Annotated in this window: 19 protein-coding genes and 1 tRNA gene; 8 read left to right on the forward strand and 12 right to left on the reverse strand. The window is 71.0% G+C overall.

What is annotated here, in order from left to right; all coding sequences use genetic code 11:
* Positions 1–27 precede the first annotated feature (27 nt).
* Positions 28–1,923: a glycoside hydrolase family 15 protein gene (locus BO64_RS04730; protein ID WP_496402122.1), complete on the reverse strand. Its 1,896-nt coding sequence runs from the start codon at positions 1,921–1,923 to the stop codon at positions 28–30.
* A gap of 170 nt (positions 1,924–2,093) precedes the next feature.
* On the opposite strand from BO64_RS04730, the gene pyk reads away from it, so the two are divergent.
* Positions 2,094–3,506 (forward strand): pyruvate kinase, encoded by a 1,413-nt coding sequence (pyk, locus tag BO64_RS04735; RefSeq protein ID WP_496402123.1) that lies wholly within the window; start codon positions 2,094–2,096, stop codon positions 3,504–3,506.
* Here the strand turns inward: pyk and BO64_RS04740 are convergent.
* Together BO64_RS04740 and BO64_RS04745 are read right to left on the reverse strand one after the other, a co-directional pair.
* On the reverse strand, positions 3,503–5,656 hold the full coding sequence (locus tag BO64_RS04740) for an amylo-alpha-1,6-glucosidase (RefSeq protein WP_496402124.1): 2,154 nt from the start codon (positions 5,654–5,656) through the stop codon (positions 3,503–3,505). The two genes, pyk and BO64_RS04740, sit on opposite strands and share 4 nt — an antisense overlap.
* A 10-nt stretch (positions 5,657–5,666) precedes the next feature.
* A complete protein-coding gene (locus BO64_RS04745; protein WP_496402125.1) occupies positions 5,667–6,728 on the reverse strand; it encodes a glycosyltransferase family 4 protein in 1,062 nt (353 codons plus the stop codon).
* Between the two features lie 159 nt (positions 6,729–6,887).
* Here BO64_RS04745 and pgl point away from each other — a divergent pair, with 159 nt between their 5' ends.
* From pgl to eda, 4 genes are all read left to right on the forward strand, one after another.
* The gene (gene pgl / locus BO64_RS04750; RefSeq protein ID WP_496402126.1) at positions 6,888–7,556 is read left to right on the forward strand and encodes a 6-phosphogluconolactonase; all 669 of its coding nucleotides are present in this window, start codon (positions 6,888–6,890) and stop codon (positions 7,554–7,556) included.
* 70 nt (positions 7,557–7,626) lie between these two features.
* Complete coding sequence (edd, locus tag BO64_RS04755; RefSeq protein WP_496402127.1) at positions 7,627–9,438, forward strand: phosphogluconate dehydratase; 1,812 nt, start codon at positions 7,627–7,629, stop codon at positions 9,436–9,438.
* Positions 9,439–9,441: 3 nt separating this feature from the next.
* Entirely contained in the window at positions 9,442–10,413 is a 972-nt protein-coding gene (gene glk, locus BO64_RS04760; RefSeq protein WP_496402128.1) for a glucokinase, read from the forward strand.
* Positions 10,410–11,045 (forward strand): bifunctional 4-hydroxy-2-oxoglutarate aldolase/2-dehydro-3-deoxy-phosphogluconate aldolase, encoded by a 636-nt coding sequence (gene eda, locus BO64_RS04765; protein WP_496402129.1) that lies wholly within the window; start codon positions 10,410–10,412, stop codon positions 11,043–11,045. Before glk ends, eda begins: the two co-directional genes overlap by 4 nt.
* Positions 11,046–11,058: 13 nt before the next feature.
* On the opposite strand, the gene BO64_RS04770 is transcribed toward eda, so the two are convergent.
* Entirely contained in the window at positions 11,059–11,841 is a 783-nt protein-coding gene (locus tag BO64_RS04770) for an enoyl-CoA hydratase/isomerase family protein (RefSeq protein WP_496402130.1), read from the reverse strand.
* A complete protein-coding gene (locus tag BO64_RS04775) occupies positions 11,838–13,004 on the reverse strand; it encodes an acyl-CoA dehydrogenase family protein (protein WP_496402131.1) in 1,167 nt (388 codons plus the stop codon). The genes BO64_RS04770 and BO64_RS04775 overlap by 4 nt, the downstream gene beginning before the upstream one ends.
* 70 nt (positions 13,005–13,074) lie before the next feature.
* Here BO64_RS04775 and BO64_RS04780 point away from each other — a divergent pair, with 70 nt between their 5' ends.
* Complete coding sequence (locus BO64_RS04780) at positions 13,075–14,289, forward strand: CaiB/BaiF CoA transferase family protein (protein ID WP_496402132.1); 1,215 nt, start codon at positions 13,075–13,077, stop codon at positions 14,287–14,289.
* A 59-nt stretch (positions 14,290–14,348) separates the two neighbouring features.
* On the opposite strand, the gene BO64_RS04785 is transcribed toward BO64_RS04780, so the two are convergent.
* Both BO64_RS04785 and BO64_RS04790 read right to left on the reverse strand, forming a co-directional pair.
* Positions 14,349–14,765 (reverse strand): Zn-ribbon domain-containing OB-fold protein, encoded by a 417-nt coding sequence (locus BO64_RS04785; protein ID WP_496402133.1) that lies wholly within the window; start codon positions 14,763–14,765, stop codon positions 14,349–14,351.
* A gap of 3 nt (positions 14,766–14,768) precedes the next feature.
* On the reverse strand, positions 14,769–15,962 hold the full coding sequence (locus BO64_RS04790) for a thiolase family protein (protein ID WP_496402134.1): 1,194 nt from the start codon (positions 15,960–15,962) through the stop codon (positions 14,769–14,771).
* A gap of 589 nt (positions 15,963–16,551) precedes the next feature.
* Between BO64_RS04790 and BO64_RS04795 the strand changes: the two genes are divergently transcribed.
* Positions 16,552–17,076 carry a HEPN domain-containing protein gene (locus BO64_RS04795; protein ID WP_496402135.1) on the forward strand — a complete coding sequence of 175 codons (525 nt, stop codon included), beginning with the start codon at positions 16,552–16,554 and terminating at the stop codon, positions 17,074–17,076.
* Positions 17,077–17,290: 214 nt separating this feature from the next.
* Here the strand turns inward: BO64_RS04795 and BO64_RS04800 are convergent.
* Positions 17,291–17,380: transfer RNA gene (locus BO64_RS04800), tRNA-Ser, on the reverse strand.
* 258 nt (positions 17,381–17,638) lie between these two features.
* Here BO64_RS04800 and BO64_RS04805 point away from each other — a divergent pair.
* Positions 17,639–17,935 (forward strand): glycine zipper 2TM domain-containing protein, encoded by a 297-nt coding sequence (locus tag BO64_RS04805; RefSeq protein WP_496402136.1) that lies wholly within the window; start codon positions 17,639–17,641, stop codon positions 17,933–17,935.
* A 22-nt stretch (positions 17,936–17,957) separates the two neighbouring features.
* Here BO64_RS04805 and BO64_RS04810 read toward each other — a convergent pair whose 3' ends face one another.
* The 4 genes from BO64_RS04810 to BO64_RS04825 all read right to left on the reverse strand — a co-directional run bounded on the left by BO64_RS04810 (position 17,958) and on the right by BO64_RS04825 (position 20,582).
* Entirely contained in the window at positions 17,958–18,230 is a 273-nt protein-coding gene (locus tag BO64_RS04810) for an usg protein (RefSeq protein ID WP_496402137.1), read from the reverse strand.
* A 137-nt stretch (positions 18,231–18,367) separates the two neighbouring features.
* Positions 18,368–18,748 (reverse strand): hypothetical protein, encoded by a 381-nt coding sequence (locus tag BO64_RS04815; protein ID WP_496402138.1) that lies wholly within the window; start codon positions 18,746–18,748, stop codon positions 18,368–18,370.
* Positions 18,745–20,016 carry a nicotinate phosphoribosyltransferase gene (gene pncB / locus BO64_RS04820; protein ID WP_496402139.1) on the reverse strand — a complete coding sequence of 424 codons (1,272 nt, stop codon included), beginning with the start codon at positions 20,014–20,016 and terminating at the stop codon, positions 18,745–18,747. Before pncB ends, BO64_RS04815 begins: the two co-directional genes overlap by 4 nt.
* Positions 20,013–20,582: an NUDIX domain-containing protein gene (locus BO64_RS04825; RefSeq protein ID WP_496402140.1), complete on the reverse strand. Its 570-nt coding sequence runs from the start codon at positions 20,580–20,582 to the stop codon at positions 20,013–20,015. Before BO64_RS04825 ends, pncB begins: the two co-directional genes overlap by 4 nt.
* Positions 20,583–20,596: the final 14 nt, after the last annotated feature.

A 20,596-nucleotide genomic window follows, 5' to 3' on the forward strand; every position in this document is an offset into this window, starting at 1 on the left:
TTACCGCGCAGGCCCGGCGAAGGTTCCCTAACGCACGCTCGTCCAGGGCTTGGAGAGCAGGGTGGCGCAGTTGATCAGGCCCACCAGGGAGTAGGTCTGCGGGTAGTTCCCCCACAGCTCGCCGCCGTCGAACGAGATGTCCTCGGACAGCAGCCCCGCGGCGGTGCGCCGGCCCAGCATCTCGTGGAACAGCTCCCGCGCCTCGGCCGAGCGGCCCGACAGGTGCAGCGCCTCGATCAGCCAGAAGGTGCAGAAGTTGAACGCCGTCTGCGGCATGCCGAAGTCGTCGGGGATGGCGTAGCGCAGCATGTAGGGCCCGCGGCGCAGACCCTGTTCCACCGCCGCCATGGTCGCCTGCATCCGCGGGTCCTCGGGCGAGACGAACCGCACGTCGATCAGCTGCAGGAGGCTGGCGTCCAGGCCGTCGCCGCCGAAGGTCGAGGCGAACCGCCCCTCCCTGGCGTTCCAGGCTCGGGTCTCGATGGTCTTGCGGATCTGCGCCGCCCGACCGGCCCAGTAGCGGGCGCGGTCGGTCAGGCCCAGTTTGGCGGCGGCGTTGCTGAGGCGGTCGCACGCGGCCCAGCACATCACCGACGAATAGGTGTGCACCGCCTCCCGGCCGCGGAACTCCCATAGGCTGGCGTCGGGCTTGTCGTGCAGCTCGAAGGCCCGCTCGCCGATGGGCTCCAGGGCCCGGAAGTCGTCCACTGTCGCCGGGCGCAGCAGGCGCTCGTCGAAGAAGGCCTGCACCGTGGAGAGCACGATCTGGCCATAGACGTCGTGCTGCAGATGCTCGTGCGCCTGGTTGCCGACCCGCACCGGCCCGATGCCGCGGTAGCCCGGCAGGTGCGGGGCGATCCATTCGGTCAGGCCGGGCTCCAGGCCCACGCCATAGACCGGCTGCACGTGGCCGGCCTTGGCCCGGGCCTCGGTCTCGGGCTCCAGGCCCGGGATCTCGGGCTGCGGCTGTGGCGGGCAGCCGAAGGTCCCTCCCACGTTCCCGCGGCACGCCTGGTCCACGAGGTTGCGCAGATAGACGAGGTAGTTCTCCAGCATGTCGGCGGCGCCCAGGCGGTTCAGCGCCTGGACCACATAGTAGGCGTCCCGCAGCCAGCAGTAGCGGTAGTCCCAGTTGCGGCCAGCGCCGGCCTCGTCGGGATGCTCCGGGATGGAGGTGGTCAGGGCCGCGACGATGGCCCCGGTCTCCTCGAACTGGCAGAGCTTCAGGGTGATGGCGGCGCGGATCACCGCTTCCTGCCACTCCAGCGGGACCGACAGGGTGCGGACCCAGCCGCGCCAGTAGTCGGTGGTCTCCCGCAGCATGCCGCCCACCACGGTGTCGACATCGGCGTTCAGCCCCTCGTCCGGCCCCAGGAAGAAGCCCAGGGGCTTCTCGAGCCGGAAGGTGCGCTCCTGCTGGATATGGCTGACCGGGCAGTCGGTGGTCAGCCGCAGGGTGATCTGCGAGCCCACATAGCGGATGTGGTTCGACCCGGCGGTCTGGTAGCAGGCCCGCTCGCCGTAGTTCATCATCGGCCGCAGGCGGATGCGGATGCGCGGGGCGCCGGCCAGGGGGCGGACAACCCGCGCGAAGGCCAGGGGCCGGTACTGCCGTCCGAAGTGCCGGTAGCGCGGGCAGAAGTCGATGATCTCCAGCACGCCCCCGTCGCTGCTGCGGATCTCGGTCCGCAGGATCGGGGTGTTGCGCAGATAGGCCTGGGTCACCGAGGTCATGTTCTCGACGTCGATGGCCCACAGGCCCTGGGCCTCCGCCTCGCCGGGATCCTTGCCGCCGAGCAGGGCGCAGAACACCGGGTCCCCGTCGACCCGGGGGGCGCAGGCCCACACCAGCCGTCCGCACCGGTCGATGAGCGCGCTGGCTGCGCAGTTGCCGATGGGGAACAGGTCCAGGTTCTGGCTCAAGGGACGGATCTCCTGGCGGTGACTGAAACGGTCGCGCGGCGCGCCCCGCTTTCCGCTCGACGGACGTTAAACGTCATCGGATAACTTTGGCGCCCGTACCGTGCGGACGCGCGTCGTCCTCCGCCAGCGGGCGTCCTCGACGTCGCACCCTTCAAGCCCAGACGGAACGCATGATCCGAGCCCGCCGCGCCCGCATCGTCGCGACCCTTGGCCCCGCGAGTCGGGACCTGGATACGGTGCGCGCCCTGGCCCTGGCCGGGGCGGATGTCTTCCGCGTGAACTTCAGCCACGGCGCCCACGACGACCACGCCCGCACCATCCGCAACGTGCGCGAGGCCGAGCAGACCGTCGGCCGCCCGATCGCGGTCCTGGCGGACCTGCAGGGGCCCAAGCTGCGGCTGGGCCGGTTCGAGGGCGATGGGGCCATGCTGCAGATCGGCCAGGCCTTCCGCCTCGACATGGCCGCCGAGCCGGGGGCCGCCCGCCGGGTGGGCGTGCCGCATCCCGAGGTGTTCGCCGCCCTGCGCGAGGGCGCTCTCGTCCTGCTGGACGACGGCAAGGTGCGGCTGCGGGTCACCGCCCACGGCCCCGACTGGGCCGAGACGGTCGTGGAGGCCGGCGAGCGGCTCTCCAACCACAAGGGCCTCAATCTCCCGGGCCTCGCCATCCCGATCCCGGCCCTCACCGAGAAGGACCGCCGCGACCTCGCCTTCGCCCTGGACCAGGGCGTCGACTGGGTGGCCCTCTCCTTCGTCCAGCGCGCCTCCGACATGGCCGAGCTGCGCAAGCTGGTGGATGGCCGGGCCGGGGTGATGGCCAAGATCGAAAAGCCCGCCGCCCTCGAGGCCCTGGACGAGATCCTGGACCTCTCCGAGGCCATCATGGTCGCCCGCGGCGACTTGGGGGTGGAGCTGAACCCCGAGGACGTGCCGGTGGTCCAGAAGCAGCTGGTCCGCGCCGCCCGCACCCGCGGCATCCCGGTGGTGGTCGCCACCCAGATGCTGGAAAGCATGATCCATTCGCCCACGCCGACCCGCGCCGAGGCCTCGGACGTGGCGGGGGCGGTGTACGAGGGCGCCGACGCCATGATGCTCTCGGCCGAGACCGCCGCCGGGGACTATCCCCTGGAGGCGGTGGGCATCATGGACCGCATCATCACCCGGGTGGAGCAGGACCCGCGCTGGCCCGAGCTGATGCGGGCCGAGCACGATGTGGGCGACGCCGACGCCCTGGTCTCGGCCGCCTTCCACGCCGCCGAGACCGCCTCGGTGAAGTGCGTGGCGGCCTTCACCCTCACCGGCCAGACCGCCCTGCGCCTGGGCCGCGAGCGGCCCGTGCAGCCGACCCTGGCCCTGACCCCGCGCCTCTCCACCGCCCGCCGCCTCGCCCTGGCCTGGGGCGTCGAGGCCCGGGTGGTGGCCGACATCCGCGACCCCGAGGACATCCCCAGGCTGGCCTGCCAGGAGGCCCTGGCCTCCGGCCTCGCCGGCCCGGCCGAGCGGGTGCTGATCCTGGCCGGCCTGCCCATGGGGACGCCCGGGGCGGCCAACATCCTGCGCCTGGCCCATACGCCGCGGCGCTAGCCGTAGCGCACCCGCAGCCGGGGGCCGCGGCTGTTGGAGTGCACGGCGATCCGGTGGCCCTGGCGCTCGAACGTCAGGTCGATGGCGCCGCCGCCCACGTTCAGGCCTTCCACGGTGAAGCTGTCGATGCCCACGGGCAGGACGGGGCTTGCGATGTCCACCTCCTCCGCGGCGCCGTTCACATGCAGGCCGAGGCAGGCCTGGATCATCATGAAGATCGAGCCGGCCGCCCAGGCCTGGGGCAGGCAGGCCACCGGATAGGCCACCGGCGGCTCGCCCGCCGCTCGGCGGAAGCCGCAGAACAGCTCGGGCAGGCGCATCTCGAAGCGCACGGCGGTCTCGAAGAGCGCGGTGGTCAGCTTCACCAGCCCCTCGCGCTCGCCGTAGCGGGACAGGCCCGCCGCCGCCAGGGCGGTGTCGTGCGGCCACACCGAGCCGTTGTGATAGCTCATGGGGTTGAACCGCGCCTGGCCCGCGCTGAGGGTCCGCAGTCCCCAGCCCGTGAAGAAGGTCCCCGACAGCAGCCGGTCGGCCACCTTCCGCCCCCGTTCCAGGCTGGGCAGGCCCGTGAACAGCAGGTGGCCGGGATTGGAGGCCAGCACCCGGCAGAGCTCGTTCCGGCCGTCCAGGGCGAGGCCGTAGAAGCCGTGCTCGGGCATCCAGTACCGCTCTTCCACCGTGGCGCGGACGGCCTCGGCCCGGGCGCTCCAGGCCGCCGCGGCGTCCGGATCTCTCCGCTGGCGGCACAGCATGGCCATGGCCAGGAAGGCGGCATAGGCGTAGCCCTGCACCTCCACCAGGGCGATCGGGCCCTCGGGGATTCGGCCATCGGCGTGGAAGACGCTGTCGCCGCTGTCCTTCCAGCCCTGGTTGGCGAGGCCGCTGGGCCGGGCCGCCTCATAGGCCAGCAGCCCCAGCGGATGTCGCTCCATGGAGCGCACGATCCAGTCCGCCGCCCGCTCCAGGGCCGGCCACCACTGCTCGATCTGGGCGACGTCCCCGGTCCGCTCCACATAGGCCCCGGCCAGGGCCACGAACAGCGGAGTGGTGTCGACGCCGCCGTAGTAGCGGCCAAAGGGCACCTCGCCGAGGGCGGCCATCTCGCCCCGCCGGGTCTCGTGCATGATCTTGCCCGGCTCGGAGTCGCGGAAGGCCGAGACCTCGTCCGCCTGGTGGCTGGCCAGATAGGTCAGCACGCCCCGGGCCAGCTCCGGCTCGAACCACAGAATCTGCCAGGCGGTGATGATCCCGTCCCGTCCGAAGCAGGTGGAGAACCAGGGGATGCCCGCATAGGGGTACGGACCGGTCTGCATCGGGGTGGTGAGCAGGGCGATGTCGGCCCGGGACTTGTCGATCCAGGCGTTGAACAGCCGGCCGTTGGTGTGCAGCCGCGCCCCTTGCCGGCGGCGCGCACGCATGGCGAACCGCGCCCGGGCGGCGGCGGCCCGGAAACGCTCGGGCGAGGGCGGCGGTGCGGCCTTGGCCCCCACCTCCACGAACAGGTCCAGGCGGGTCTCGGGCGGCAGGTCCAGCCGGAAGTCGGCGCGCCCGCTGACCAGGGAGTCGGGCTTTCTCGAGAACGAGATCACGCTGGAGCGCTCCACGCCGTCCAGGCCCTCGTAGCGGAAGGCCACGGCCTGCTCGCCCAGCTCGGGGGCGGCCAGGCGGCCCCGGCGGCGACGGCGCGCGCCGCGGATTTCGAACATGTCCCGGAAGTCCGCGTCGAACACCAGCGCCAGGGGCAGGCGCATGGGTTCGTGGCAGTAGTTCACCAGGGTGATCCGCTCATAGAGCCGCTCCTCCCAGAGGAAGCGCTTGCGCTCGATGTGCAGCACCCCCGGCGGCCCGGCCGGCCCCCCGGGCACGGGGATGGCCCGGTTCAGGCCGTGCGAGGTGAAGAAGACATTGTCCTCGCTGAGCGCGCCGGACAGCAGGGTGGGCGAGCGGTCCGCCACCAGCAGCTCCCAGCGCGAGAGGATGCGGGTGTCGTCGTGAAACAGTCCGTCGGCCCCGCCGGCGATGTCGCCCAGGCTGTCGGCCACCACGAAGGTGTCCCGGTCCTTGAGGGCGTACAGCCGCTGCGGGACCCGGGGCTCCTCGATCTCGCCCCACTCGACGGGGGCTTCCGGGGCAGGCGCCAGGTCGTTCATGGGCGCGCCCCTATTCCGCCGCCACCTTCAGGTCGTGGCCGGCGCGCCCGGCGAGCAGCTTCTCGTAGAGGGCTGCGTAGTTGCGGGCCATGGTCTCGGCCGAGAACCGCTCCTCGAACCGGGCGCGGATGCGCCGGCGGTCCAGCTCCGGCAGGCGCTCGATGGCGGCCAGGGCCTCGCCCTCGTCACGGACGATGAAGCCGGTCACCCCGTCCTCGACGATCTCCGGCACTGAGCCGCAGTCAAAGGCGATCACCGGCGTGCCGCAGGCCATGGCCTCGATCATCACCAGGCCGAAGGGCTCAGGCCAGTCGATGGGGAACAGCAGCGCCGAGGCGCCCCCCAGGAAGGCCGACTTCCGGTCGTCGCCGATCTCGCCGACGAACTGGACCAGGGGGCTGTGCAGCAGCGGCTCGATCTTGTCGTCGAAGTAGAGCCGGTCGGCCGGGTCGACCTTGGCCGCCATCTTCAGCATCCGGCCGGCGGTCGAGGCGATGGCGATGGCCCGGTCGGGCCGCTTTTCCGGCGAGATGCGGCCGAGGAAGGCGAGGTAGCCCTCGGGCCGCTCGTTGAACTGGTAGAGCTCGGTGCGGATGCCGTGATGCACCGTCGCCGCCCAGTTGGCGAAGGGCAGGGGACGGCGCTGATCCTGGCTGATCGAGACCAGCGGATAGCGCGGCCAGCGCTGATAGACCCCGGGCAGGTCCTTCAGGTCCAGGCGCCCGTGCAGGGTGGTCACCGTCCGGTCCGCCATGTCTTCGAACAGCGGGAAGTGGATCATGTCGGTGTGGAAGTGGATGACGTCGAACTCGTCGGCCCGGCGTCGCACCTCGGCCAGCTGGACGAGGTGGGCGGCCAGGTCCGACTTGAGCGGCGCCGGGTCCAGCCGGATGGCCTGGTCCCGCACGGCGGCCAGCCGCGCACGGGTGCTGGCCTCCTGGCTTGAAAACAGTGTTACGTCGTGGCCCAGCGCCACGAGGGCGTCGGTGAGATGGGCGACGACCCGTTCCGTGCCGCCATACAGGCGTGGCGGCACGGCTTCGTAGAGGGGAGCGACCTGAGCGATGCGCATGGAAACTCCGAACTCGACAGCACCGTTGAATGACGGCGCGAAGATGGACTTCCCCGACAAGGACGCGATGGGAACGTGGGTCTTCTTCCGCCGTCGGTCAATCGCCACCTGTTGGGCGAGACGCGACGCTGTGGCGGGATGCGCGTTATGAAGGCTCAGATGGTCGAAACCTACCCTTCCGCGCGGGCGGCGGGCGAGGCCTGCGCCCGCGCCATAGCCGACCGGTTGCGAGAGGCCCTGGCCACCCATGGCCGGGCGGGGCTGGTGGCCACCGGCGGCCGCTCGCCGGGGCCGGTGTTCGACGCCCTGCGGCAGGCGCCCGACCTCGACTGGAGCCGGGTGGTGGTGACGCTCTCGGACGAGCGTTGCGTGGACCCCGCCGCCCCGGAGGCCAACGCCCTGGCCGTGCGCGAACGGCTCCTGGTCGGCCCGGCGGCCCGGGCGCATTTCCTGCCCCTCTGGCCCAGGCCCGAGCCGGCGGCCCTCGCCGCCCTGATTCCCTTCGACGCCGTCATGCTGGGCATGGGCGAGGACGGGCACATCGCCTCGCTGATCCCCGGTGATCCGGGTCTGGAGGCGGGCCTGTCCGGGGAGGCGCTGCTGGTGGACGTGCCGGCCGGCCTTGGCCGCCCGCCGGTTCCGCGGGTCAGCCTGACCCTGGCGGCCCTGCGGGACGCCCGCGCCGTCTTCCTCGTGATCGCCGGCGAGGTTAAGCGCGAGGTCCTGGCCCGCGCCGCGGCCGGCGAGGCGGACCTGCCTGTCGGGCGGCTTCTCGCCGAGGCGAAGGGCAGGGTCCGCGTCTTCTGGTCACCAGGGCATTCCGCATGAGCCGGATGTCCAAGCTTAGTCAGGCCGGTTCCGGCGCCATCAGCCGCGGCCGCTTTGAGGATCGAGGCCCATGAATCCCGTCACGGCCGAAGTCACCGAACGCATCATCGAGCGCAGCCGCGAGACCCGCGCCGACTATCTGGCGCGGATGGAGCAGGCCCGCCACCAGGGCCCCGGGCGGGGCAAGCTGTCCTGCGCCAACTGGGCCCACGCCTTCGCCGCCTCGCCCGGCGGCGACAAGCAGCGGATGCGGGACCCGGCCGCGCCGAACCTCGCCATCGTCTCGGCCTATAACGACATGCTCTCGGCCCATCAGCCGTACGAGCGCTTCCCCGACATCCTCCGCGCCGCGGCCCGCGAGGTCGGCGCCACGGCCCAGTACGCGGGGGGCGTCCCGGCCATGTGCGACGGCGTCACCCAGGGGCGGCCCGGCATGGAGCTGTCGCTGTTCAGCCGCGACGTGATCGCCATGTCCACGGCCATCGCCCTCACCCACGACGCCTTCGACGCCGCCTTGATGCTGGGCATCTGCGACAAGATCGTGCCGGGGCTGTTCATCGGGGCGGCGGCCTTCGGCCACCTGCCGGTGATCTTCGTCCCCGGGGGCCCCATGACCTCGGGCATCTCCAACGCCGAGAAGGCCCGCGTGCGGGCGCTCTACGCCGAGGGCAAGGCCACCCGGGAGGAGCTGCTGGACTCCGAGATGAAGTCCTACCACGGCCCGGGCACCTGTACCTTCTACGGCACCGCCAACTCCAACCAGATGATGATGGAGCTGTCGGGTCTGCACCTGCCGGGGGCGGCCTTCGTCACGCCCAACACGCCCCTGCGCGACGCCCTCACGGCCGCCGTCCCCCGGCGGGCGGTGGAGATCCGCGACGGCACCAACGGCTACACCCCCTTCTCCGCGGTGATCGACGAGAAGAGCCTGGTGAACGCCATCGCCGGCCTGCTGGCCACCGGCGGCTCCACCAACCATACCCTCCACATCCTGGCCATGGGCCGGGCGGCGGGCATCCAGATCACCTGGGAGGACATGGACGACCTCTCGCGGGTGACGCCGCTGATCGCGCGGGTCTATCCCAACGGCTCGGAGGACGTGAACGCCTTCCACGCCGCCGGCGGCATGGCCTTCGTCACCCGCCAGCTGCTGGACGCGGGCCTCGCCCATGAGGACGTCATGACCGTGGCCGGGCCGGGCCTGCGCCGCTACCAGCAGGAGCCCTTCCTGGACGGCGGGCGGCTGGTCTGGCGCGAGGGCCCCGCCGTCTCCCTCGACCGCGACATCCTCCGGCCGGTGGACGATCCCTTCCAGCCCCACGGCGGCCTGCGCCTGCTCACCGGCCCGCTCGGTCGGGGCGTGCTCAAGACCTCGGCGGTGAAGCCCGAGCACCGGGTCATCGAGGCCCCCGCCCTGGTGTTCGACGACCAGAACCAGCTGCTGGCCGCCCACCGGCGCGGCGAGCTGAACCGCGACTTCGTGGCCGTGGTCCGGTTCCAGGGACCCAAGGCCAACGGCATGCCCGAGCTGCATTCCCTGACCCCGGCCCTGGGCGTGCAACTGGACAAGGGGTTCAAGGTGGCCCTGGTCACAGACGGGCGCATGTCGGGCGCCTCGGGCAAGGTGCCGGCGGCGATCCATGTGACGCCGGAGGCGGCCGACGGCGGGCCCCTGGCCTATGTCCGCAACGGCGACATCATCCGCGTGGACGCCGAGACCGGGCGACTGGAGATCAGGGTGGACGAACGCGAACTCCTGTCCCGCGAACCGGCCCGCAAGCCGCCCGAGGGGTTCGGCTATGGCCGCGAGCTGTTCGGCTGGATGCGCCGGGCGGCGGGTCCGGCGGACGCCGGGGCCTGCGCCCTGTTCGAGGCGGCCTGACGCATGAAGCCGTCCTACACCGGCCTCATCGGCGACGTCGGCGGCACCAACGCCCGCTTCGCCCTGGTGGATTCCGAGGGCCGCATCCGCCACCCCAAGACCTTCGAGGCCAAGGCCTACGCGAGCCTCGCCGACGTCATGGCCGAGTATCTGGAGACCACCACCGGCCGCCGCCGCCCGCCGCGGGCGGTGATCGCCGTGGCCGGGCCCGTGGTGGGCGGGGAGATCGAGTTCACCAACCTCGACTGGGTGGTGTCCGAGGGCGACCTCCTGGCCCATTTCGAGTTCGAGGCGGTCAGGCTGATGAACGACTTTGCGGCCCAGGCCCTGGCCTGTCCGCGCCTCGACGACGCCGACCTGCGCCGCCTCGGGCCCGACCTCGGGCGCGGGACCTGGAACTGTCCGGTGGTGGTGCTGGGCGCGGGCACCGGCTTCGGCGTCGCCGCCCTGGCCCGGAGCGAGCGCGGCGACGTGGCCATCGCCACCGAAGGCGGCCATGCCAGCTTCGCCCCCTGCGATGAGGTGGAGGTGGAGATCTGGCGGCGCCTGCGCGCCGACCACGGCCGCGTCTCCATCGAGCGGCTGCTGTCCGGCCCGGGGCTCTATGATCTCTACCAGGCCCTGGCGGAACTGGCCGGCCGGCCCGCGTCCCTGCCCGACGAGAAGGCGGTGATGACCGAGGGACTGGCGGGCGAGTCCCTGGCCGCCGAGACCCTCGACCGGTTCTGCGCCGTCCTGGGCGCGGTGGCCGGGGACCTGGCGCTCACCTTCGGCGCCCGCGGCGGGGTCTATGTGTCCGGCGGCATCGCGCCGCGGATGGCCGACCGGCTGGACGCCAGCCCCTTCCGCGCCCGCTTCGAGGACAAGGGCCGGCTCAGCGACTATGTGCGCGAGATCCCCACCTTCCTGGTCACCCACCCCTACGCCGCCATGGTCGGCGCCGCGCGCGAACTCGAGCAGATGGAGCGCCTATGAGCCTCGCCGAAATCCTCAGCCTGGCGCCGGTGATTCCGGTGCTGGTGGTGGACGATGTGAAGAGCGCCGTCCCCCTGGGCCGGGCGCTGGTGGCCGGCGGCCTGCCGGTGCTGGAGGTCACCCTGCGCACGCCCGCGGCCCTCGATTGCATCGCCGCCATGGGCGAGATCGAAGGCGCCATCGTCGGCGCCGGCACGGTGATCAACCGGGCGACCCGGCAGGCGGCCACCGACGCCGGGGCGCGGTTCCTGGTCAGTCCCGGCCTGATCGAGGGCGAGGGCCCTGACGGCGAGGCGCCCCTCCTGCCGGGGGTCGCCACCGCCACCGAGCTGATGGCGGGCCTGGCGGCCGGCTTCACCCACTTCAAGCTGTTCCCGGCCAATGTGGTCGGCGGGGTCGCCGCCCTGAAGGCCTTCCAGAGCCCCTTCCAGCAGGCGGTCTTCTGCCCCACGGGCGGAATCAACGCCGCCAACGCCGCCGACTACCTGGCCCTGCCCAACGTCATCTGTGTCGGCGGCAGCTGGGTCGCCCCCGCCGACGCCGTCCGGGCCGGCGACTGGGGCCGGATCACGGCCCTGGCCCGGGAGGCCGCGGCCCTCGCGCCCCGGCCGCCCGCGCCTCAGGAAGGCTGAGCCTGAACTTAAGTCAGCGGCCCAGCCAGTTGCCCGGCCGGCGCTCGGCCACCGAGCGCACGCCTTCCTTGAAGTCCTCGGTGGCCCGCAGCAGCGCCTGTTCCCGGTGCTCGATGAAGGTCTGGGCCTTCACCGCCTGGGCGAGGCCGTCGCGCAGGGTCTTGCGGGTGGCGATCACCGCCAGCGGCGCGTTCTCGGCGATCTCGCCGGCCAGGCGCAGGGCCGCGGCGCGCAGCTCCCCGGCCGGGACCAGTTCGTCGCACAGGCCCCATTCCAGCGCCTGCTCGGCCTTGATCCGCCGGCCGGTGAGGAACATCAGGCTGGCCTTCTGCGGGCCGATCAGCCGCGGCAGGGTGTAGGTGAGGCCGAAGCCCGGGTGGAAGGCCAGCTTGGTGAAGTTGGCCACGAAGCGCGCCTCCGGGGCGGCCACGCGGAAGTCGGCCACCAGCGCCAGGCCCAGACCCGCGCCCACCGCCGCGCCCTGCACGGCGGCGACGATCGGGGTCTCCACCGAGAACAGCCGCACGGCCTGGGCGTAGAGGGCCTGCACGCCGTCCATGCCCGAAGCCACCTGGTCGGTGTCGGAGGAGAAGTCGGCCCCGCCGCAGAAGGTCTTGCCCTCGCTCTGCAGCACCACGGCCCGGGCCTCGCGATGGCCGTCCACCGCTTCCAGGGCGTCGGCCAGGTCGCGCATGAAGTCGACCGAGACGAAGTTGTGCGGCGGCCGGTCCAGCGTCACCACCGACACATTGCCGTCCATCGCGACCTTCACATGGTCGCCGTAAGCCGATTTCATTTGCGCGTCCCCAACAGGTTCCTGGCCACCACCCACTTATGGACCTCGGTGGGGCCGTCATAGATTCTCATGGTCCGAAGCTTGGCCTGCATGAGCTGGAGGGGCATCTCCTTGGTCATGCCCATGGCCCCGAAGGCCTGCATCACCCGGTCGACCGTCTCATAAGCCATCTCGGTGGCGTACCACTTGATCATGCTGATCTCGGAGCGGACGTCCCGGCCCTGGTCCAGCTTCCAGGCGCAGTCGTAGGTCATCAGCCGGGCGGCGTGGATCTTGGTGGCCGCCTCCGCCGCCCAGAACTGGATCGCCTGCCGCTCGGACAGGGGCGCGCCGAAAGTCCGCCGCTGGGGCGCATATTCCACCAGCATGTCCAGGGCCCGCTGGGCCATGCCCACCGACCAGGCCGCCATCTGGATGCGCCGGGTGCCGAGGCGGGTCTGCATGGGCGCAAAGCCCGCCCCCTCCTGGCCCAGCAGCTTCCAGCCCTCGACCCGGCAGTCCTCCAGGGTCACCTCATAGGTGTACTGCCCGCCCAGCATGGGGATGCGGCGCAGGACGTTGAAGCCGGGGGTTCCCTTGTCCAGCAGGAAGGCCGAGATGCCGCCCCGGGCGCCCTTCTCCTTGTCGGTCACCGCCATCAGGATGGTGAAGTCGGCTTCAGCGGCCCGCGTGATCCAGATCTTCCGGCCGTTGATGATCCAGTCGTCGCCGTCCCGCACCGCCCGGGTGGTCATGGCCGCCGGGTCCGAGCCGGCGCCCGGCTCCGAAATGCCGATGGCCGAGCTGGTCTTGCCGGCCACGTAAGGCGCCAGGTAGGCGGCGCGCTGGCGCTCGTCCACCGTGGCCATCAGCATGCGCAGGTTCGGGCTGTCGGGCGGCAGGGTATAGGGCGTGACGGTGCGGCCGAGCTCCTCCTCGACCCCCACCATCGCCACCATCGGCAGGTCCGAGCCGCCCACGTCCTCGGGGGCGTCCAGGCCCCACAGGCCGAGCTCCCGGGAGATGTCGTCCAGGCGCGCCTGCTCGGCCTCGGACAGGCCCAGGCCCTGGCCCTCGGCCTCCCGGGCCATGACCCCGGCCTCCAGCGGCAGCAGCTCGTCGCGGACGAACCGGGCCACCAGATCCTTCAGCATCCGGTGCTCTTCCGACAGCTCGAAGTCCATTGGCCCTCCCCTGCGTCATTTGCTGTTAGAGACGCATCATAACGACGCGCGCGCAGAAAGGAGCGATCACGTGGGGGAAGCCAAGTCCCTGGCCGAAAAGGCCACCGGCCCGCTGGCGGGCCTGCGGGTTCTGGACCTGACAAGTGTGGTCAACGGCGCCTACGCCACCCAGATCCTCGCCGACCAGGGCGCCGACGTGATCAAGCTGGAGGATCCCGGCTCGGGCCGCGGGGCAGGCGGCGACATCATGCGCTGGGCCGGGCACACGCCCGAGGGGTGCCCCCGGGACATGGGCCCCATCTTCCTGACCATCAACCGCAACAAGCGCTCCATCCAGCTGGACCTCAAGCAGGAGAGCGCCCGCCGCGCCATCCGCCGGCTGATCCGCAGCTGCGACGTCTTCGCCGCCTCGGTCCGCTACGAGGGGCTGAAGCGCCTGGGCCTCGCCTATGAGGACGTGGCCGCCATCAAGCCCGACATCGTCTATGTCCACGCCGCCGGCTACGGCTCGGACGGCCCCTATGCGGGCGAGCCCGCCTACGACGACCTGATCCAGTCGGCCTCGGGCATGGCCGACATCCTGCCGCGCACCGACGGGAACCCGACGCCGCGCATCCTGCCGACCCTGGTGGCCGACAAGGTCTCGGGCCTCTTCATGGCCCAGGCGGTCACCGCCGCCCTGCTGCACCGCGCCCGCACCGGCGAGGGGCAGTTCGTCGAGGTGCCGATGTTCGAATGCGTCACCAGCTTCCTGCTGGTGGAGCATCTCTACGACCAGGCCTACCAGCCGCCGTCGGGCCAGTGGGGCTACCAGCGTGTCATCAATCCCAACCGCAAGCCGTTCCGCACCAAGGACGGCTGGATCGGCCTGCTGCCCTACACCGACAAGCAGTGGGACCAGTTCTTCGACGCCGCCGGCTTCGGTGAGCAGGTGAAGTCGGACCCGCGCTTCGCCGACTACAGCAACCGGGCCAGGCACACCCGCGAGCTCTACGCCCTGATCGAGCAGGCCGCCGCCACCAAGACGACCCAGGAGTGGCTGGATATCCTCAAGCCCCTGTCGATCCCGGTGGTGAAGACCAACACCCTCGACGACCTCAACACCGAGCCGCACCTCGCCGCCGTGGGCTTCTTCGAGACCTACGAGCATCCCGAGGTGGGCCGCTACCGGGCCATCAGGCCGCCGGTGAAGTTCTCGAAGACTCCGGCCAACATTCGCCGCCACCCGCCCCGCCTGGGCGAGCATACGGCGGAGATCCTCGCCGAGGCCGGAGAGGACGACTGAGCCTTCGGGGAGCGCCCCTGGGGAGCGCCCCTCGGGGGCGGCCCTGGGAGGGGGGCGGCCTAGCCGGCCGGGACGAACACCGGGGCCGGCGGGCCGTCGCCCTCGGTGGGCTGGAAGCGCACCTTCACCCGCATGCCGATCTTCAGGGCCTCGGGCGCCACGTCCACGATGTTGGTCAGCACCTTGGGGCCCTCGTCGAGGGTCACATAGGCCAGGGCGTAGGGGCCGGTGGGCGAGCGGCGCATGATCGAGAACGAATAGACCCCGCCCTCGCCGGGGCTTTCCTCCCAGGCGGTGTCCGGGTTGCCGCACAGGGGGCAGATGCTGCGCGGATACCAGAAGGCCTTCCGGCAGCCGTTGCAGCGCTTGATCAGGAAGCGGCCCTCGGCGGCCGCGTCCCAGAACGGCTTGCTCTCGATGGTCACCGGCGGGGCCGGGATCGGGCGGGTCAGGAGTTCGGACTGGGTCTCCGACATGGCTCAGGCCTCCCGTTCCAGGATCACGGTCGCCGCCCCGTGGCGGATGCCCAGGGAGCCGCCGGTGCCGTGGGCGATGGCGAGGTCGCAGTTCGGCACCTGCACCTTCGGATGGGCCTCCCCGCGCAGCTGGCGCACGGCCTCGATCACCTTGGTCATGCCGCCCCGGTTGGTGGGGTGGTTGTTGCACAGGCCCCCGCCGTCGGTGTTGAACGGCAGCTTGCCGACGCCCGAGATCAGGTTGCCGTCGGCCACGAACTTGCCGCCCTCGCCCTTCTTGCAGAAGCCCAGGTCCTCGAGCTGCATCAGCACCGTGATGGTGAAGCTGTCGTAGATCGAGGCGTACTTGATGTCGGCCGGCGTCACGCCCGCCTCCTCGAACGCCCGGGGGCCGGACCACACCGCCCCGGAATAGGTCAGGTCGATATCCCCGCCCAGGACGCCCTTCGGCGCCTCGCCGGCGCCCAGCACCCGAACCTTCGGCCGGTTCAGGCTGCGGGCCACCTCGGGCGAGGTGACCACCACCGCCCCGCCGCCGTCGGTGACCACGCAGCAGTCCAGCAGGTGCAGCGGGTCCGAGATCATCCGCGAGTTCACCACCTGCTCGACGGTGACCACGTCCTTCAGATAGGCGTTGGGGTTCCACTGGGCGTGGTGGCTGGCGGCCACCTTGATCCAGGCCAGCTGCTCCGAAGTGGTGCCGTACTCGTACATGTGCCGCATGGCGCACATGCCGTAGGTGTTGTGGGTCGAGCCGCCGTAGATGTGCTCGAAGCCGGCCTCGGGCGGGCCGTCCGCAAGGCCGGGGCCGCCGCCGCCCGAGCGCATGCTGGCGCCGGGGCGCGAGCCGCCGTTGCGCGGCCGCCCGGCCAGGGTGATCAGGGCCACCGAACACTTGCCCGCGGCGATCGCCTGGGCCGCGTGCCCCACATGGGCGATGTAGGACGAGCCCCCCATCTCGGTGGAGTCCAGGTGGCGGACGTTCCGCAGGCCCATGTAGTCGATCATCGACAGGGCGCCGAACCCGGGCGCGTCGCCTGCGCAGAAATAGCCGTCCACATCCTCGAACGAGAGGCCGGCATCGTCCAGCGCGCCCTTGGCGCACTCGGCGTGCAGCTGGGCCGTCGTCTTGTCCGGAGCGTCCCGCGTGGGGTGCTCGAACGCCCCCATCACATAGGCCTTGCCCTTGATACTCATCGCCGCTCCCACACCTGGGCTTCGAACAACGCGACGGCCTTAGCGCGCGCCCGTCGAACGGCGCAACGGTGACGGAAGGGAAGTCTCGCGGAGGGGGCGGCGAGGCCGGCTGACGTCAGTCGTGGAAAGTGGCGGAGGGGGAGGGATTACCCGCCGGGCGCTCCAAGTTGTTGTATTTCCTCGCGGCGATCCGCCCGCGAGCACCTCGTTTGCAGTTCTCCATTGTACCGCTGGAGCGGCCGACTCAAGCCTTAGCCGCCGCGCTGCGTGAGCGGCTGAGGGCAATCCGCACGCCCAACACGCACGACGCCTGACGGGGAGCGCCCCGCCGGGGACCCGAGGGCTCCCGGCCCGCATCGCAGGGCGTAGCGGACACCCACGCATTTCCCCTTGGGTTGCCCGCGAGGGTGACTGCCAGGGAGGGCCTGCGCCGGGCTCCTATGGAGGGAGACCGCGCGCACCTCCCTGTATGGGGGTTCGGATGAGCTACCCGAAACGATCAAGTACTCGGGTTCAGGATGCTCCGCTTCCCGGCGCTCTCGTGAAAGGCTAGGCTACCATTGATGTGGCAACTACCGGGGAAGTGCCATTGGAAGCGTCGCAAAAATCAATCATCACATGCGCTCAGCCGCTCGCGGCATTTGGCGCGGACATGCTTGTTCTCGCTGAACAGTATCTCGATGCGTTCTCAGCGCTTGAAGTGAAGGAGCGCATGAACAGGCTGCGTCCTGCATACTTTCTATTGAGCCACGCAACGGAGCTTGCGCTAAAGTCTTTCCTCATTATCAGAGGAGCCGATTATGACCAGATACATAAACTAAATCATCGAATTAAGCGAATATATGTCGAAGCTATCAATAATGGTCTGCCGGATGTTCCGAAGTTAAACTTATTAATTGATCACCTCGACGACATGAATGACGAAAACTCGCTGCGCTATCCCGCTTATCAGTTTCTCAGTGTGCCAGATGCCGAAGAGTGCGCGGAGGTCTGCCGAACCCTTCTCAGCGCGATTGGCCCCAAAATAAAGACGGCCGGCTTTGTCTCGATGATGAAGTTTCGCGCCCGCCACCCAGGATGCGAGTTCTCTTGGGCTGGAGTCCCCCAGGCCTGAAGGCCTCCCTGTTCTCAGATGCGCATTGAGCAGGGCGGCGGTCGCAACGCCTCCCGAGCTTGCCAGGGTTGCCCCCGACCCGGTCGCGCTTCCCCCGGCATGATGCCGAGGCCTAAGCAGGTGTGCGGGCGGGGTGCGCAGATGGGGTGCGCAGTCGGAAAACGCGACCCGCTATCGTGGTCAATTTATTAGACATTATCGGCCCTTCAGGCCGTGGCGGAGAGGGAGGGATTCGAACCCTCGATACCCTTGCGAGTATGCCGCATTTCGAGTGCGGTGCTTTCAACCACTCAGCCACCTCTCCGAACCGGGTGCGAGGGAGCGCTTGGCGAGCCCCCTGCCGAGTGAGCGGCGGAACCTACTCATCCGATCCCGGCTCCGCAAGTGGGTGTTGCGGATGAATTGCCAAGCCGGTTTGCGATGGGCCTCCGCGGCCAGGCCGGAACCGGGCCGAGGCCGCAAAATCGCCCCCGCGGCGGGCTGGGCGGGGCATGGGCTGGCGGCAACCGAACGGCGGCGTCGGGGTTCTCGCCCCACGCACAAGCCGAACCCGGAGATGCTCATGATGAAGCCCAAGCTGATCGCCGCCGCCCTGGCCTGCGCCGGCGTCTCGCTCGCCGCCGCCCCCGTGGCCGTGCAGGCCAAGGAGCGGGTCTATGTCTGCGACAAGAACGTGAAGAAGAAGGCCAACAACGGCGCCCTGGTGGGCGCGGTCGCCGGCGGCGTCCTCGGCAATGCGGTCGCCGGCCGCGGCGCCAGGACCGAAGGCACGGTGCTCGGCGCCGGCGTCGGCGCGGTGGCCGGCCACCAGATCGCCAAGGGCAAGGCCAAGAAGTCCTGCCGCTGGGTCTATCGCTGAGCCCGGCGCCCGGCGGGCGGGGCTAGTGCAGCCGGTACTCGGCCCCCACCGCCTTCAGCTCGGCCGGCCGGATCAGCCGGTTGTGGCCCACCGTCACCCTGAACAGCGGCCCCTCCAGGCTGGCGGTCCAGAAGTCGAGGAACTTCTTCAGGACCGGGAAGTCCGGGAAGATGTCGTAGTCCTGCCAGATGTAGCTCTGCAGCAGGGTGGGGTGGTCCGGGAGGCGGTAGAGGATTTCCGCGGTCGTCAGGCCATAGCCTTCGAGCTGTTTGCGGAACTGCGGCGACACCTGCATTCGATCGTCTCGCGAGGGTAGGTCCTTGAGGGGCGGGGCCCTTGCGCCGTCCACCGACGATCTATGCACGATAGACGAAAAACAGTCAATAATATCAGTAACTTAGCACTCACCGGCCGCGCTTGCTGCCAAGCCGGTTACGGGCCGAACAGTCGTGGCGCAAGGCGCAGCGGGATCGGCGCCGGGAAAGGCCGCCAGCCGCGCTCGCGGATCACCGCATTGCTCTCCACCGCCCGGCGGCCGTCCGCCAGGGACCAGGTAACGTGGTAGGTGGCCCCGTCCGGCCGGTCGGTGGTCCCGCCGATCCGCACCACCAGGGCCTGGACGCCCGCGCCGTCGTCCGCCTCGCCGACGATCTCGCCGCAGGTCTCTTGGGGCAGGACGGGCTCGGCGGGCTGGTAGGCCAGGGTCACATGGTCGGCGACCACCTGGGCGTAGCGCGCGGGCAGACGGGCCAGCAGCGCCGCCCGCTCGGCGGGGTCCAGCGCCCATCCGGTGAACATCCGCCCGGTGCTCATACGCTGGGCCGCCGGGCCAGGAAGCCCTCGGTCCCGAACACCCGCCGGTAGCGCGCCACCTCGGCCGCATCGCCGGTGGCCTTCTCGGGATTGTCCGACAGCTTCACCGCCGGCCGCCCGCCGGCCTCCACCACCTTGCAGACCAGGGAGATCGGCTGCAGGCCCGGCGCCTCGGCGCAGCCCTCCAGATCGTTGGTCAGCTTGGTGCCCCAGCCGAAGCTCAGGCCCACCCGCCCGTGGAAGCGGGCGTGCAGCGCCTCGATCAGCTCGAGGTCCAGGGCGTCGGAGAAGATCAGCACCTTGCCTTCGGGATCGCAGCCCCGGCCCCGCCACCAGTCGATCAGGGCTTCCCCGGCCTCGGCGGGCGGGGCGGAGTCGGGGCGCACCCCGCGCCAGTCCGCCACCCACTCCGGGGCGTCGCGGAAGAAGGCGGCTGAGCCGAAGGTGTCGGGAAGCACGATCCACAGCGCCGGCGGATAGAGGTCGGCCCAGTCCTCCAGCACCTGGTAGGGCGCGCGCATCAGCGCCGCATCGTCCGGCGCGAGGGCGGCCAGCACCATGGGCAGCTCGTGGCCGTTGGTGCCCACCGCCGGCAGGCCCAGCTCCCGGGCCAGCAGGACGTTGCTGGTCCCCTGGAAGGCGCCGCCCAGCCGCCCGCGCATCACCTCCACGCAGGCGCGCTGCCAGGCGAGGCCGTGGCGCCGGCGGGTGCCGAAATCGGTGAGGGACAGGCCGGGCAGGGCCCTCAGCCGCTCGGCCTTGGCCTCCAGCCGGCCCACGGCGCAGCGGTAGAGGTGGTCGCAGCCCGCCGGTCCCAGCTCGCGGGTCGCCCGCCGGGCCCGCAGGGCGCTCACCACCGTCAGGGCCGGGATCTCCCACAGGGTCGTCTCGGCCCAGAGGCCGTGGAAGGTCAGCTCCAGCTGCCCGTCCTGCTCCGCCACCTCATAGGGCGGCAGGCGCAGGCTGGGCAGCCAGGCCAGGAAGTCGGGGGCGAAGAGGTCGCGGCGGCCGTAGAACTCGGCGCGTCCCAGCCAGGCGACCTCGTCGGCGGTGAAGGACAGGCTCCGCACATGGTCGAGCTCCTCGCGCAGTTCGCCGAGGTCCAGCTCTTCGGCGATGCGCACGCTGCGGGTGCGGTTGACCAGGGAAAAGGTCACCGGCGTTCCGGCATAGCGGCGCCAGATCAGCTGCAGCATCAGCAGCTTGTAGAAGTCGGTGTCCAGCAGCGAGGCCACCGCGGGCCCGGCCGGCGAGAGGGCGTGGGTCATGGGACGAACAGCTCGGGCCGGCGCACCCGCAGGGCCAGGATCAGGGCGAGGGTCTTCAGGTCCTCGATCCGCCGCCGCTCGACCCAGGCCCACAGCTGGGCGAGGGGAACTTCCTCGACGGTGATGTGCTCGTCCTCGTCGGCCAGCCCGCCGCCCTCGGCCACCCGGTCCTTCGCCCCATAGGCGGCCAGGAACAGGTCCACCCGCTCGGACGAGACGCCGGGGCAGGTGTAGGGCGAGCCCACCGCCTCCAGCCGGCCAAGGCGCACCCCGACCTCCTCCAGCGCCTCGCGCAGGGCGGTCTCCTCGGGGTCCTCGTTCTCCACCAGCCCGGCGGGGGCTTCCAGCAGTTCCGGCGGCCCGCCGGCCCAGATCACCGGGGCCCGGGGCAGGTTCACCAGCAGGGCGCAGCGGCGGTCGGGGTCATAGGGCAGGACGCAGGCGGCGCGGCCGTGATGCTCGATCTCGCGCTGGAACCGCCGGCCGCCGGGGGCCGACAGGGTGGCCACCATGAGCGTCGACCAGCCCTGGTAAACCGTCTCCACCGTCCGCAGCTCGACCGCCATTGCGCCTCCTCGCC

Source organism: Phenylobacterium composti DSM 19425 (assembly GCF_059568645.1).